This window comes from Psychroflexus salis (assembly GCF_014640175.1).
In the GTDB taxonomy this organism is placed as follows: domain Bacteria; phylum Bacteroidota; class Bacteroidia; order Flavobacteriales; family Flavobacteriaceae; genus Psychroflexus; species Psychroflexus salis.
The window spans coordinates 187,031-201,409 of record NZ_BMGL01000002.1 but is presented as its reverse complement, the minus strand read 5'-3'; the positions used below and the strand labels follow the sequence as shown (position 1 = coordinate 201,409).

12 protein-coding genes and 1 tRNA gene are annotated in these 14,379 nt (G+C 32.6%); 7 read left to right on the top strand and 6 right to left on the bottom strand.

All coding sequences use genetic code 11. The features are described from left to right. The first annotated feature begins 54 nt into the window (after positions 1-54). Together IEV63_RS02075 and hemW are read left to right on the top strand one after the other, a co-directional pair. A complete protein-coding gene (locus IEV63_RS02075) occupies positions 55-1,326 on the top strand; it encodes a replication-associated recombination protein A (protein ID WP_188405096.1) in 1,272 nt (423 codons plus the stop codon). Then, positions 1,327-2,472 carry a radical SAM family heme chaperone HemW gene (gene hemW, locus IEV63_RS02070; protein ID WP_188405193.1) on the top strand — a complete coding sequence of 382 codons (1,146 nt, stop codon included), beginning with the start codon at positions 1,327-1,329 and terminating at the stop codon, positions 2,470-2,472. A 25-nt stretch (positions 2,473-2,497) separates the two neighbouring features. On the opposite strand, the gene IEV63_RS02065 is transcribed toward hemW, so the two are convergent. Then, on the bottom strand, positions 2,498-5,200 hold the full coding sequence (locus IEV63_RS02065) for a zinc-dependent metalloprotease (RefSeq protein ID WP_188405095.1): 2,703 nt from the start codon (positions 5,198-5,200) through the stop codon (positions 2,498-2,500). Between the two features lie 80 nt (positions 5,201-5,280). Between IEV63_RS02065 and IEV63_RS02060 the strand changes: the two genes are divergently transcribed. The 3 genes from IEV63_RS02060 to IEV63_RS02050 all read left to right on the top strand — a co-directional run bounded on the left by IEV63_RS02060 (position 5,281) and on the right by IEV63_RS02050 (position 7,599). Next, entirely contained in the window at positions 5,281-6,123 is an 843-nt protein-coding gene (locus tag IEV63_RS02060) for a DUF2911 domain-containing protein (RefSeq protein ID WP_188405094.1), read from the top strand. A gap of 176 nt (positions 6,124-6,299) precedes the next feature. After that, positions 6,300-6,803 (top strand): DUF456 domain-containing protein, encoded by a 504-nt coding sequence (locus tag IEV63_RS02055; protein ID WP_188405093.1) that lies wholly within the window; start codon positions 6,300-6,302, stop codon positions 6,801-6,803. A gap of 10 nt (positions 6,804-6,813) precedes the next feature. Then, positions 6,814-7,599 (top strand): 2-keto-4-pentenoate hydratase, encoded by a 786-nt coding sequence (locus IEV63_RS02050; RefSeq protein ID WP_188405092.1) that lies wholly within the window; start codon positions 6,814-6,816, stop codon positions 7,597-7,599. Between the two features lie 174 nt (positions 7,600-7,773). Here the strand turns inward: IEV63_RS02050 and IEV63_RS02045 are convergent, their stop codons facing one another. Further along, positions 7,774-8,967, bottom strand: a complete 1,194-nt coding sequence (locus tag IEV63_RS02045; RefSeq protein ID WP_188405091.1) for an ABC transporter permease — start codon at positions 8,965-8,967, stop codon at positions 7,774-7,776. Next, complete coding sequence (locus IEV63_RS02040) at positions 8,964-9,356, bottom strand: ribosome-binding factor A (protein ID WP_188405090.1); 393 nt, start codon at positions 9,354-9,356, stop codon at positions 8,964-8,966. Before IEV63_RS02040 ends, IEV63_RS02045 begins: the two co-directional genes overlap by 4 nt. A gap of 313 nt (positions 9,357-9,669) precedes the next feature. Here IEV63_RS02040 and mce point away from each other — a divergent pair, with 313 nt between their 5' ends. Both mce and IEV63_RS02030 read left to right on the top strand, forming a co-directional pair. Next, complete coding sequence (gene mce / locus IEV63_RS02035) at positions 9,670-10,074, top strand: methylmalonyl-CoA epimerase (protein WP_188405089.1); 405 nt, start codon at positions 9,670-9,672, stop codon at positions 10,072-10,074. 90 nt (positions 10,075-10,164) lie between these two features. Next, a tRNA-Ile gene (locus IEV63_RS02030) sits at positions 10,165-10,238 on the top strand. Positions 10,239-10,407: 169 nt separating this feature from the next. On the opposite strand, the gene IEV63_RS02025 is transcribed toward IEV63_RS02030, so the two are convergent. The 3 genes from IEV63_RS02025 to IEV63_RS02015 all read right to left on the bottom strand — a co-directional run bounded on the left by IEV63_RS02025 (position 10,408) and on the right by IEV63_RS02015 (position 14,378). Beyond that, positions 10,408-11,010, bottom strand: a complete 603-nt coding sequence (locus tag IEV63_RS02025) for a thioredoxin family protein (protein ID WP_188405088.1) — start codon at positions 11,008-11,010, stop codon at positions 10,408-10,410. Between the two features lie 277 nt (positions 11,011-11,287). Beyond that, positions 11,288-12,091, bottom strand: a complete 804-nt coding sequence (locus IEV63_RS02020) for a Rossmann-fold NAD(P)-binding domain-containing protein (RefSeq protein WP_188405087.1) — start codon at positions 12,089-12,091, stop codon at positions 11,288-11,290. After that, positions 12,084-14,378 carry a M20/M25/M40 family metallo-hydrolase gene (locus IEV63_RS02015; protein ID WP_188405086.1) on the bottom strand — a complete coding sequence of 765 codons (2,295 nt, stop codon included), beginning with the start codon at positions 14,376-14,378 and terminating at the stop codon, positions 12,084-12,086. Before IEV63_RS02015 ends, IEV63_RS02020 begins: the two co-directional genes overlap by 8 nt. Position 14,379 lies beyond the last annotated feature (1 nt).

The window sequence follows — 14,379 nt, the reverse complement described above, 5'->3', positions numbered from 1 at the left end:
AAGAGCCAAGCTAAAAGTACAGAAAAATTGTCATCAATATCGTAGTTTTGCAAAATGGCAGCACCATTAGCAGAACGACTCAGACCAAAATCATTAACAGAATACATAGGTCAAACACATTTAATTGGTAAAAAAGGTACAATTCGGCAGATTTTAAACTCTGGTTCAATACCATCTATGCTGTTTTGGGGTCCACCAGGTATTGGTAAAACCAGCCTAGCAAACTTACTCGCTAAAGAAGCTAATAGACCATTTTACACCTTAAGTGCTATCAATTCTGGAGTAAAAGATGTACGCCATGTAATTGATAAAGCTAGACGAAGCGATGGCTTATTTCAAAACAAACAACCACTACTTTTTATCGATGAAATCCATAGATTTAGTAAATCTCAACAAGATTCTTTACTAGGTGCTGTAGAAAAAGGTTGGGTAATTTTAATAGGTGCAACCACTGAAAATCCAAGTTTTGAAGTTATACCTGCACTCCTATCGCGTTGCCAAGTTTACATTTTAAACGAATTTACAAAAGCTGAGTTGCTTCAATTAGTAGATAAAGCAATCCAGGAAGACCAAATCCTGCAACAAAAGAAAATTAACTTAGTTGAGACTGATGCCTTACTTATGTTGAGCGGTGGAGATGCTAGAAAATTACTAAACAATTTAGAATTGGTTGTATTTTCTGAAAAAACAAACGAAATTGAAATTACCAATCGAAAAGTAGAAGCTGCAATTCAACAGAAATCTGCTCGATATGACAAAACTGGAGAACAACACTACGATATTATTTCTGCATTTATAAAATCGATTCGTGGAAGCGACCCTAACGCTGGAGTTTACTGGCTAGCCAGAATGATAGAAGGCGGTGAAGACGTAAAATTTATAGCCAGAAGACTAATTATTTTAGCAAGCGAAGACATTGGTTTAGCCAACCCAACAGCTTTAGTCATGGCAAACAATACCTTTCAAGCAGTAAATACGGTTGGCTTTCCTGAAGCGAGAATTATTTTAAGCCAATGTGTCATTTACCTAGCTACTTCACCCAAAAGCAATTCGGCTTATATGGCCATTAATAAAGCACAAGCTTTAGTAAAGCAAACTGGAGATTTACAAGTACCTTTGGCTATAAGAAATGCACCTACTAAATTAATGAAGGATTTAAATTACGGTACCAATTATAAATATGCGCACGACTACCCCAATAATTTTGCAGAAATGGAATTTCTTCCCAAGGAAATAGAAGGCACAATTTTATTTGAACCTGCACAAAACACTAAAGAGCAACAATTAGCAAAGCGAATTAAGGACCAATGGAAAAGTAAATATTAAATTATGGGAATCTACATTCATGTTCCGTTTTGTAAGCAAGCTTGCCATTACTGCGATTTTCATTTTTCTACTTCCTTAAAGCATAAATCGGCATTAGTAAATGCCATTTGTAAAGAATTAGAAATTAGAAAAAACGAACTCAACTTACCTATTCAAACCATTTATTTTGGAGGCGGCACTCCTAGCCTTCTTACTGAAAAAGATTTAAAACAAATATTTAATACAATAAACCATAATTTTAATGTAATTGAAAATGCAGAAATTACACTAGAAGCAAATCCTGATGACTTATCTGAAAGTTATTTAAAAATGCTTCAAAGCACACCTATAAATCGCTTGAGTATTGGTGTACAATCTTTTTTTGAAAGTGACTTAAAATTGATGAATAGAGCCCATAACTCCATTGAAGCCGAAAAATCAATTCATTTAGCTAAAAAGTATTTCAACAACATTTCCATCGATTTAATTTATGGAATTCCCGATCAAACAAAAGATCAGTGGATTCAAAACTTAGAAAAAGTAATAGAATTAGACATTCCGCATGTTTCTAGTTATGCATTAACTGTAGAACCCAACACAGCTTTGCATTATTTCATAGAAAAAGAAGTGATACCACCAGTGGATGATGATTTAGCAAAAGAACATTTCCAAATTTTAATCGAAGTCTTAAAAGCAAACGGATTTGATCACTACGAATTTTCAAACTTTAGCAAACCCGATTTTAGCTCCAAAAACAATACTGCATACTGGACAGGAAAAAATTATTTAGGAATTGGACCTTCCGCGCATAGCTTAATAAAAAATAAACGGAGTTGGAATGTAGCAAACAATATAAAATATATAAAAGCAATACAAAAAAATATCCTTCCTGCAGATGAAGAAATCTTAGATAAAACGGACCGATATAACGAATACATAATGACGCGTTTGCGCACCAAATGGGGAATTGATTTGAATGTTATTGAAAAAGAATTTGGTAGTCTTTTTAAAAATTATGCTATAAAATTAATTACAGAAAAATTGAAAACAAATTTATTAATACAAAGTAAAACTAATCCAAATATTTTTAAAATTCACCCAGAAGCACTGTTTTTAACCGATGGAGTATCAGCAGAACTTTTTATGCTAAAATTAAATACTCAATAAATTTCAAAAAAAATTATTTAAAATACTAACGTATTAAAAGTTTTTCAACAAAGCTATTTTGTCCATCTATAACTTTAAACAGATACATTCCATTTTGAAGATTTTCTAACTGAACAGATTGCCTTAACACACCAGGTCTTAATTGAATATTTTGAATTAATTTTCCTTGCAAATCAAATAATTGTCCTGTTAAGTTTGAACTAGATAAACTTTTAAAGTTAATTTGAAATCTACCCGTATTTGGATTTGGAATGATAGAGAAACGATTTGCTTCTAGGTTTATAGTTGATAAACTTGAAGCACAAACTTCAATAGACCAAGAGTTTAGCTGTCCTGTATCTTCATTCCAAAAATCTTGTAATTGCAATGTCCAATCTCCTTGTGCATTAGTTCCTACCCATTGGTTTAAATTTCCAGTAGCTGGTTGAAAAGTTCCAGCTAAGGGATCTGGACATGTATCAGGAATCGGAGATCCAAAATCACTAAATTCAACAGCAATTCCACCTTGGTTTAAGCAGTTGCGGTTAAATAAGGTTACATTTTCGGTATTGGGCCCTATTAATAAAATTCCTAAATCTTGTATGTAAGTATGGGTAATATCTAAAGAAACACTAATAGATTCAATAATTAAACTTTCGTCAATGCTAATTACAGAAGTGGCTGCTGGTCCTGGATCATTCTGCCCCAATCCTTCAGGAATTGAAACTGGGGTTGTATTAGCTACTTCTTCACATTCTAACTGGCCATCTGAATTAATACTAAAATTAGCAGTATTAACATTGAAAAAAATATGATCGCTAGCTCGAACCATCACACGACAAGCTGGACCAAAAACATCTGGCACAGTAACATCTACAGAGCCTGTATTAGGAACATTACTCGCTAAAACAAGGTCAAAGTCTTGACCAGAATTGGTAGAAAGTAAAATATCAACCAAATTCGAATTGACTGGCGCTTGATTCGTATTAGCAACATTCCAAGTTATGGTTTCTGTTTCTCCAACTTCCCAAATTATATCCGATTCACTTTGCGAAGTAACTTCAAAAGCACTACTATTTATAAACGTAAGGTTGGTGGTATCAAATACATTTTGTCCAGCTTCTAAGTTATTATCTCTTACTAAAACAGCAAATTCCATTTGTCTTCCTATAGCTGGCAATACTTCCCAAGTTTGATTAAAATTGTTAACAACAGAATTCAAATTTGGAAAATAACGAATCGAATTGGTTGTTGGACTTAAGGATCTAAAGTTAGGTCCACCAATATTTAATGGAAGTGGCGGTTGCGGTGAGTCTGTTTCGTTATCCAATTGTTCCCAAGTATACGTAAGCTCATCTCCATCAGCATCAGATGCTGTAACATCTAAATAAAAGGGAGTGTTTACAGGTAAAGTATAATTTTGCAATGGAACATCTATACTTGGTGGTGTATTAGTAATATCTATACTTTCAGCACAAAATAAACCACCACCAGTTGAAATAAAATTCTGCATTTGAAAAACCGATGCAATGTGAAAGTAAGCATCGCTGTTATTTTGTACATTCTGCGGACAAATTCCTGCGTATGCCATAATGGTACTTCCGCTTCCAGGCTCAACGGCTGTAAAAGAAGATCTTGCACCTCCACATTCATTATTAAAAGTGTGGCTTCCACCAAATTGATGACCTATTTCGTGAGCCACATAATCAACATCAAAAGGATCGCCTACAGGATTAGGCAAACCTGTATAAGCAGCTGCTTTAAATTGTGGATTACAAACCGATTGAAAAGATGCAGCTCCGCCGCCACCTGTATTAAAAACATGTCCAATATCGTAACTTGAATTACCAATTGCAGCATCAATTTGAGCTTGATTTATATTAATATCATTTCCCGTATCCGAGTAAGGGTCAGTTTGAGCATCTAATTGTATTAAGTCTTCATTATTAGCAACAAGCTGAAGCGTTACCGCAACATCACGTTCATATATAAAATTCACTCGATTAATAGTTACTACCATAGCTGCTAAAACCGCACTTAACTTTACTTGATTAGATGCAGTTTCAGGAACAGAAGCTTGAGCTAAATGAAAATTAGAATATGAACTTGAACACGCAAGGGCTAAACGATATCTTTTTAGTGTTGAATTATCTACTAAACTAGGGACATTATCATAAGAAGTACCCAAATTAGTTTGTTCCATAATATCATCAGCTTCACAAAGCATTTTATCTGTAAATTCTTGTTTTGCTTGCTTCTTATTAAAAACCATATAAATTTCATTTTCAGCAGAAAAAGGATTTACAAAAAGAGTTTGTTGGTTTTGCACAAGCATTCCAAATACTCCTTGTGGTGTTAAACTAAAGTTTAATTTAGTTTCCCTATTTTTAGTACTTACACCGATGTACGTTTTTATAGATGGAAATTTTTCAGCTAAAGCTGAAGACAAAACTTCAGTTTCGTATATTCGGAAGCTTTCTAATTCTCCATTAAAAGAAGGAAACACAATCTCTACCGTACTTTTTTGATTAGAAAAACGATGGGGTGAATTTTTTAAAGCTGTCTTAAATGCTTCTGTATCCAATTGGTAAGTATAGTAATTTTTAAAAGTAGTTGCTTGTGAACTCTTTTGTATATAAGGAGAAACTACTTGTTCCCAATAATTAGTTTGCTGGGCAAAACTAGATAAGCAAAAAATAAAAAAAACACTTAAAGTAAGTATTTTTTTGAAGTGTAAAATAGAGTGCATCAAACCTAATATTTTAATTTTCATAAAAGTATAAAAAATCAAGTTAATTTCTGTTATTATTGTAAATAAAAACAATTTTCATGAAACACATTTTTAATTTAGTAATCGCATTATTGAGTTTTTGCACATTTGCACAGGTAACTACACCACAAGCATCGCCAAGTGCAAAAACTGAACAAGTTGTAGGGTTAACTACTATCGAACTTAATTATTCTAGACCAGCTGTAAACGGAAGAACTATTTTTGGCGACTTGGTACCCTTCAACAAAAAATGGAGAACAGGGGCAAATGCCAACACGAGTATTGGTTTTTCTGATGACGTAAAAATTGAAGGAGTTGCTGTAAAAGCAGGAAATTACGCCTTATACTCTACACCAACGAATGAAAGCTGGGTTATTTATTTGTACACAAAAACAGACAACTGGGGTCTTCCTGAAGAATGGAACGAAGATTTAGTGGCTGCAAAATTTGAAGTTAAATCTACAAAAACCAGAGCATTTACTGAAAACTTTTCGCTTCAAATAGTAGATATTTCAGCTAACCAAGCTAAGTTAGAAATTGCTTGGGAAAACACAAAAGTTCAGTTTAATATAGAAGTTCCTACCGAACAGAAAGTAATGCAAAGCATCAAAAAGACTATGCAAAAAGAGCCTTCTGCAAGGGATTATTACAACGCTGCTGTTTATTTTTTAAACGAAGGTATAGATATTAAACAAGCCGTTAGTTGGATTGACACAGCAATGAAAATGGAAGATAAAAAACCATATTGGATGCTGAGACAACAAGCACTAATTTATTACCAAGCTGGAATGCAAAAAAAAGCAATTAAAATTGCAGAAGCATCTTTAGAAGCTGCTAAGAAAGCGGGGAATAATGATTACGTAAAAATGAATAAGGATTCCATAGAAAAATGGAAACAATAAACTTAAATTAGATCTGTGTCCCTTTATTTTTTGCATTAACAAGATGCATGTAAAGCCTATCTCAGTTCTGAAATTTAAATAAGCGCAGACTGCTAGTTTATACAATAAAAAAAGCTTCATTTAACTTTGTATAGTTAAAATGAAGCTTTTTATTTGCAACTAACTCGATTGGATTTATGTTAACAAGCATTATACTTATAGCAGGAATAATATTACTGATAGCAGGATTAATTGGCAGTTTTTTGCCTGTAATTCCAGGACCACCATTATCCTGGCTAGGCTTATTGAGTCTATATTTTATTAAAGATGTTCCAGAAAATGTACTCTTGCTAGTTATTACTTTTGCTGTTGCTATTGGTATTAGTGTTTTAGATTATTTTTTACCCGCAATGGGAACCAAAAAATACGGAGGTAGTAAATATGGAGCTTGGGGAGCCACTGCAGGCTTAATTTTAGGATTAATCTTTTTTCCACCTTTTGGTTTTATTATTGGCCCCTTTATGGGCGCATTTGTAGCCGAAATTATTTTCAACAAAAGCAACACAAAAAATGCATTAAATTCTGCTTGGGGTTCCTTTATTGGTTTTCTTGTTTCCAGTTTTATGAAATTTTTAGTTGGGTTAAGCTTCACCATTATTTACATTTATAAATTAATTGAATTCAAAGAAATTATTTTTTAAATCCTAATTTATGTCCAACACCAATATTGAACAAATTGCTGATATTTTATATCATGCCAAAACGAATAATATTCCATGTTTGCCTATTCGTAACTTGTTAGAAACAGCATCCATCGAAAAAGCATATCAAGTACAAGCTATAAACATTGAAAAAGAAATAAGCCAAGGAAATCACATTACAGGAAAAAAAATAGGCCTAACTTCTAAAGCTGTACAAAAGCAATTGGGCGTTAATGAGCCAGATTTTGGCACTCTTGTAAATTCGATGGAAGTAAGCCCTGATGAAAACAAACTTGCATTTAGCCATTTAATGCAACCTAAAGCTGAAGCTGAATGGGCGTTTGTGCTAAAGAAAAGTATTACAAAAGAAATTAAGTCGATAGAAGAGCTTCAAAATTACATCGATTATGCTGTAATAGCTATTGAAATCGTTGGCAGCAGAATTCAAAATTGGGATATTCAAATTGTCGATACCGTAGCCGATAATGCTTCAGCTAGTCATTATGTATTGAGTAAAGAAGAAATTCCGCTTAGCCATATCAATTTTACAGATTGCCAAATGCAATTGTTTCAAAATAACAAATTAACTTCCGAAGGTACAGGAAAAGCCTGTATGGGAAATCCGCTCCTGGCTGTACAATGGCTTGCTAACAAAATGGTAGAAATGAAGACACCACTTCAAAAAGGAGAATTGGTCTTATCTGGTGCTTTAGGCCCAATGGTTAATTTAAAGCAAGGAGACCAATTTAAAGTTGTTATAGATCAATTTAAACCCGTTGAGCTAGCAATAAATTGATGAAGTAAGCTCATTAATTTTTGCGTGCTTCGTGTTCTTGATGCAAAAAAGCCCACTGCAAACCCACCAACCGATATAGATATACTAAGAATATTTGCTAAGGATGTTTTTATGTCTAAAAAACACTACTTAACATATTGATTAATTGAATCTTGCTGTTATTTTTAAAAACACCTAAATCAATACTTTTTCCACTCGCTGAGCTGCAATCCAAGAAGCAATTATCCCTAAAACTGAAATCGTAGCTGTAACAATTAAAATATTCGAAATTTCAATTTTTACAGGATAAGCCAAACTTGGTGTAATTAAAAACCAACCGTATTGCATTTGCGAAACCACTAACAACAAACCTAAAATTAAACCCATACCACCACCAATTAAGGTCATGTAAATGCCTTGTTTAAAAAAGATATTTTTCAATTGGCTTCTTGTAGCTCCTAAATTGGCTAAAGTTTTAATATCCTTTCGCTTATCTAAAATGGCCATAATTAAAGAACCAATTACATTAAAAAGCGCAATAATAATCACCAAAGTAAAAATAAAATATACAGCTAAATACTCTGTGTTCAACATTTTATAAAGCTGATCGTTAAGCTGCACACGATCTTTCACAAAAACATCTTCATCAAAGACCGCTTTAATACCTTGTTTAACTTTAGTTAAATCGGCCAAAGGACTTAATTTAATTTCAATAGCCGAATATTCATTATCCTTAAAACCCAAATAATCTTTAGTAAAAGCCAAATCGGCAAACATGTATTTTCCATCTAACTCTTCACTAATTCTATAAAACCCTGTAGCCATAGCATTTGTAGTTCTAAATGCAGCGTTTAAAGAAGTAATTTGGCCTTTACCTGCTTTCGGAACCATAAAAGTAATTACACCCGTAGGATCATTAATCCCTGTTCCTAAAGTCCGAGCAATTTGGTTACCTAAAACCACTTGGTATTCACTCGTAAACCACTCGCCAAAATCTACAGCTAGATCCATTTGGGTAACTTCTAAAAAGTTAGCGTCGACGCCTTTAATAAACGCAGCCGAAGTATTTTTTTTAAACTTTACTAAACTACGCTCTTCAACCACTTTACTAATTAATTGAACATCTTGTAAAGCCAATAATTTAGCTTCAGTCTGCGAAGTAAATTCTAAAGTCTTACCAAATTTTGGAAGCACTTTTACATCCGGGTCATATTGATTAGAAAATTGTAGACTAAACTCTTTTAAACCAGCAAAAGTAGACATCACCACAAACAAAGAGAATGCACCAGCAATAATGCCGAGTGCAGCAATACCAGTAATCCAATTAATGGCATTGCGCTCACTTTTAGAAAATAAGTAACGTTTAGCTATGTAACTGGAAAACTTCACTTTTTCTTTCTAGGCTTCAATAAATCCTTGTTTTCAAGCGGATTGTTCTCTCCTTTAGCAGCTTTTTCAAGCTGTTCAATGTATTCTAAAGTGTCATCATTATAAAAAGTCAACTCCGGCATTCTTCTCAACTGATTCTTAGTTTTTAAAGCCACCTGATGCTTGAGTTTAGATTTCATATTATTAATCTCGCCAATTAAATCCTTGGCATGTTCAGCGGGAAAAACACTTAAATAAGCCTTAGCAATTAACAAATCGGGAGTTACCCGAACTTTAGTAACCGAAACAATTACGTTACCACGTCCAGCATCGCGTAAAATGCGTGAAATTATATCACTTAAATCCTGCTGCAAAATTCCAGCAATCTTTTTTTGTCTTGTCGTTTCCATACTGCAAAAGTAAGGTATTCCTTTTAAAGTTTACCACACAACAAACAAAGTGTTAAAGACAAATACGTGGCATTTAGCATTAAAACATTTAGGCGTTTAAACAGGCTTTCCGCTACAAGTACGCAGCCAAAAACCAACAAAATTAGCCTATTTAAAAAGCTTCTAAGGTCGCTTTTTAAATAGGCATTTTGTAAAGTTTTAAGCTTTGCGGGCTTTTCACTTCAATCCTTAACGCAAATACTGCATCAATTCAACTTCAGCTAAATTCTATTAGTATTCCGAAAATAACTAACTTTGAAATTTAAATAGATTTATGAAAAAAATTGAACATATAGGCATTGCCGTTAAAGATTTAGCCAAGGCTTCAAAAACATACCAAACTCTATTAAATACGGAAGCTTACAAAGAAGAACAAGTTGAAAGCGAAGGCGTAAGCACCTTGTTTTTTAGAACAGGAGAAAGCAAAATCGAATTGCTTTCGGCAACTCATTCCAATAGCCCAATTGCTAAGTTTATCGAAAAGCGCGGCGAAGGTATACATCACATCGCTTTTGCAGTAGATAATATTGAAACTGAAATTAAACGATTACAAGCAGAAGGTTTTCAGCTACTTAACCAAAAACCAAAAACGGGAGCAGACAATAAATTAATTGCCTTTTTACATCCAAAATCTAGTAATGGCGTATTAGTAGAATTATGTCAAGAAAAACCAAAATAAAATTTTGGTAGATATGCCTTTAATCTCTATTTTTGCCGTCCATTAGAATTTAGGTTGTAATTTAATGAACCTAAATTTACATACAAAATTGGTCCTATAGCTCAGCTGGTTAGAGCACCTGACTCATAATCAGGGGGTCCATGGTTCGAGCCCATGTGGGACCACAACTAAACCCTAACTAATTGATTTTTAAATTAGTTAGGGTTTCTTAATACTTAAGGGTACAATTTTTTAATACATTTTGATATGAAATTGGGCGAATAATTTTAGAATGTATATTTAAAAATTCACCACTTCAACTGAACTAAAAAATTAAAAATCATAAAACGGCGACTAACCTAAAGCAAGACTTACCACTTCCTCGGCAATCTGCTTCCCTTTATCTTTGTTGAACCACATTTGTAGCTCTTCTTTAACTTCTGGTGTAATTTCACCATCACGAGCTCGAGCTACTTCAAATAAACTTGTTGCTCCTTTTGGGCGTGGACCCCAAGTAAATAAAACTTCTTTCTTTTCTGGCTCATAACCAATCATTTTCGCGATTGATTTTTTTCCATTGGTTAAAAAAGCATTCATTAAATCTTCGTTTTCATCGCGCAAGACAATTCTTAAATTTATATTCAGATTCAAATCAGATAATTTAGCAATAATGGGTAATGCATGCGCTGCATCGCCACACCAAGCTTCCGTAATAACAATCCAAGTTTGTGGTGTTGTTATTTGCTGTATCGCTGCAATGTGTTCTGCACTCAACTTTGCGGTTTTATCCCAACGTTTCATTCGGCGTATGCCTAATTTAGTATAACCTAAAAAGGCTTGCGTTTGAGTTTCTCCCGTTGTTTTACCTTCTTCAAATAATTGATTAATTAAAGTTTTATAGGTAGAATATGCGTAGCTTCTTGTTAAGGCTTCTTCTATAATTTGTGCTTGGTTCATGTTTTTTTATATAAGGTAGAAAATTCAAAATTAAACTTACAAAGCAACTCCTTCAAAAATTTACCATTTTTATAATACAGAATATTTAATTCAGCTTTAGTATAAGCATAAAAGGCTTATTAAAATAATGATATGCGATTAGATAAACTATGGTTGAGTGCAATAAACACATTACAATTTCGTCAATAAAGAACAGCTTTAAGTACTTTTTGGAAGAGATCTTTAACTTAAAGTGACCACTCAAAACTTAAGTATATGAAATTTAATTTTTCGTTATTTAATAGACAGAATGCTTGAAATACAACTGTAAATCTAATTCAGTTTGATGTGAAGAAATTTTCTTCCCTTTACTCATAGCTTTCGAAAATTTAGGAATTATTAATTTTCTTGCTTTAGCTGCTTTTTGGTAAAATTTTTCTTTGGGTAAAACATCAGAATACACCCCATGATAAATTGAGTTTTTAGTGAAATTTAAAAGTATTGTATAAATTAACTGAATGCAATCCTTGCGGTGAATTAAGTTTACTGGGGCTTTGGAGTTTGCCAATTGGCTTCTTCCAGAAAGGTAAAATACTGGATGTCTATCCTCTCCTACCAAACCGCCAAAACGGACAATTGCAGTTTTAAAACTATGCTCGTTTAAAAAAAGTTGTTCTGCTTCAATTAATTGTAAAGCTTTTTTCGATCTTGCATTAGGAGTATCTCGTTCTGTATAGGTTAAAAATTCTGTGTTATCTTCAAAAACACTTGTACTGCTTACATAAATAACTTTTTGAATTTTAAAAGCCTTTAACTTACGCAGTAAAAACTTCATTTTTAAAACAAAGGTAGATTCATCGTCTTGCTTAATTTTAGGAGGAATATTAATGATTAAAATTTCCGTATTTTTTAAAAAAGCGGCTATATCACCTTGAATAGCATTCCATTCAAGTTGTATAAAATGTGTTTCAATTTCTTTATTAAGGGTGCTTTTTTTGGATAAACTTGTACAACTTCCATTTACCTTAAAACCTTTTTTTTGAAGATATAAAGCTAAGGGTTTCCCTAACCAGCCTAAGCCTAAGACGCTAATATTATTCATTAATCTGTATTGTATAGGTTACAATAGTTGCATCGTTAATAACAAATGGCATAGGCATCTCGTCTACTGGACGTTTTTCTACTTGAAGTTGTTTATGTTCATGTAAATTAAAACTACTTTCAATTATTTCGAAAGCAAAATCAGTTTGGTTATCTACTGTAAATTCAACATCTAAAGTTTCTTTATTAGAAACATGATAAGTAAAAAACTTAAGGTATTTTTTTGTTGAAGATGAATGTTTTTTCATTTCAACAGCTTCATTGTTCACTTTAATATTTGAAACATTTTGAACTTTATTAAAAAAGACTTCAATTCGATTAACATCTGTAGTTGGCTTAAGTTGAAACAAGTAGTGTTTAGAAGATTCTGTTTTTTCTAACAACTTAATTTGATAGGCAGATGTTGGGATTGAGATTGGATCTGCTTTAGAAAAATGTTTAAATCTACTACTATATTTACTTTCTAAATCTAAGCTATTTAAATTATTTGTTGGTTGTTTAAAATATGGTGCATTCCAATTAGACAAAAAAGCATCGTAAGAAACCCAATAGGATTGGTTTTGATCGGCATTGTATAAATAATTTAAGCTAGAAGGTCTTGGCTGATTTTTAGTAAAATCTGCATACAAATGTGCTTTTAGAAGAAAAAAAACACCAGCACTAATAAGTAAAAAATTAAGTCCCTGTAATAGCCTAAAATTATACAACAAAGGCGATAGTAAAAGTAAAATTAAAATTAACAACACACAGCTAATAAATATACTAGCAATACCTAAGCCTACTGGAAAAAAATAAACAAAAGGCAAAACAATAAAGATTAATGGTATGCTAAGTATAAAATGAAATACCTGATTATTAAATTTAAAAAGAACTAAAGCTGCTAATATTAAAGCACCAAACAACGCAGGAATAATTAAATAACTAGCACCTGGAAGGTAAATTAAAGCAAAGATTGATATTAATACCCAAAGGTATATTCCAACCGATAATAAACTAATGGCATTAACTTTAAGGCTAAAAAACTTAAAGAAGTATAAAAATAATCCTGAAGTTAACAAAGAAAAAGCTAGTATAATACTCTTGGCATTATACGGAAAACCTTGCAATATTAATTGATGTTCAGGGTAAAAATAAGCTATGGTTTTCCAACCTAAAAAACCTAAACCAAAAGCTAAAACTATACAAAACAAGGCATAAGTAAATGATTTAAACAAGCTTCTTAAAGTAATTTTATGCTGCTGAATTGCAATGTAGTTGAAGACTAAAGTTGAAGACAGGCATAAGAAGATTAGCAAGAGTATTAATTTACTTGAAAAATGAATTATACCAAGAAATGGGAAATTAAAATACACATGATCTTCTTCTGTATGCAAATTTTTTAATGAAGTACTTGAAAAATAATTTAACATGCTTAAAGCATACTCTCCTTGCTGGTTTAAGGAAGCTAAGTCTAAGTTTTCAACAGTATCTAGTTGAGTGTGGTAATAAAAATGCTTATCTATAAATGCAAAAAACATACTTGGAACATTTGCATTTTCTCTAAAGATCGTTGAATCTGTATCATTAGGTAATAGCTTATAAACTGAATACATAAGAGAATTTGCAAACGGATTATTTGCCTGTGCATTTGCAAAATGCTGAATTAAATTTTTATTACCTCCATTCACTTCTAAAATCATGGAACTAGGTCCAGATGTTCCACGTGCTTCAAAATTTACTACTAAGCCTACATTCTTTGCCCAAGGATGCTTACCCACAAATAAATTAGCACCATTTAATCCTATTTCTTCGGTGTCGGTAAATAAAATAATAACATCTTGCTTAGGGGTGGTCCCTGTTTGTTTAAAAGCACGAACTGCTTCTAAAATTGCTGCAACTCCACTAGCTGCATCTGCAGCACCTATTGCAGAATGCACTGCAGAATCATAATGAGACATAAGAACTAAAGCAGGCTCGTCTGGATCTTCTCCTTCTATTTTAGCAATTATATTCTCTGGAATAGCAATACTCAAACCATTGTTATGTGTTGTACTAAAATCCTGTTGTATATGTGCTTTAAGACCAAGATTTTCTAATTCTGAAATTAAATAATTTCGAACATTAGCATGGGCTTTTGTTCCTGTAAAATGGGGTTGCTTTGCAATTTTATTTACATGGTTTAAAGCATTTTTAATTGAAAAATGTTCTACCGAAGTGTTCTGTACAATTGAAGGTTGAAGACTATTAAAGCTAATGTAGATTGTTAATCCAAAAACAAATAGTTGAAAAAAATTTTTTATGAATTTCATT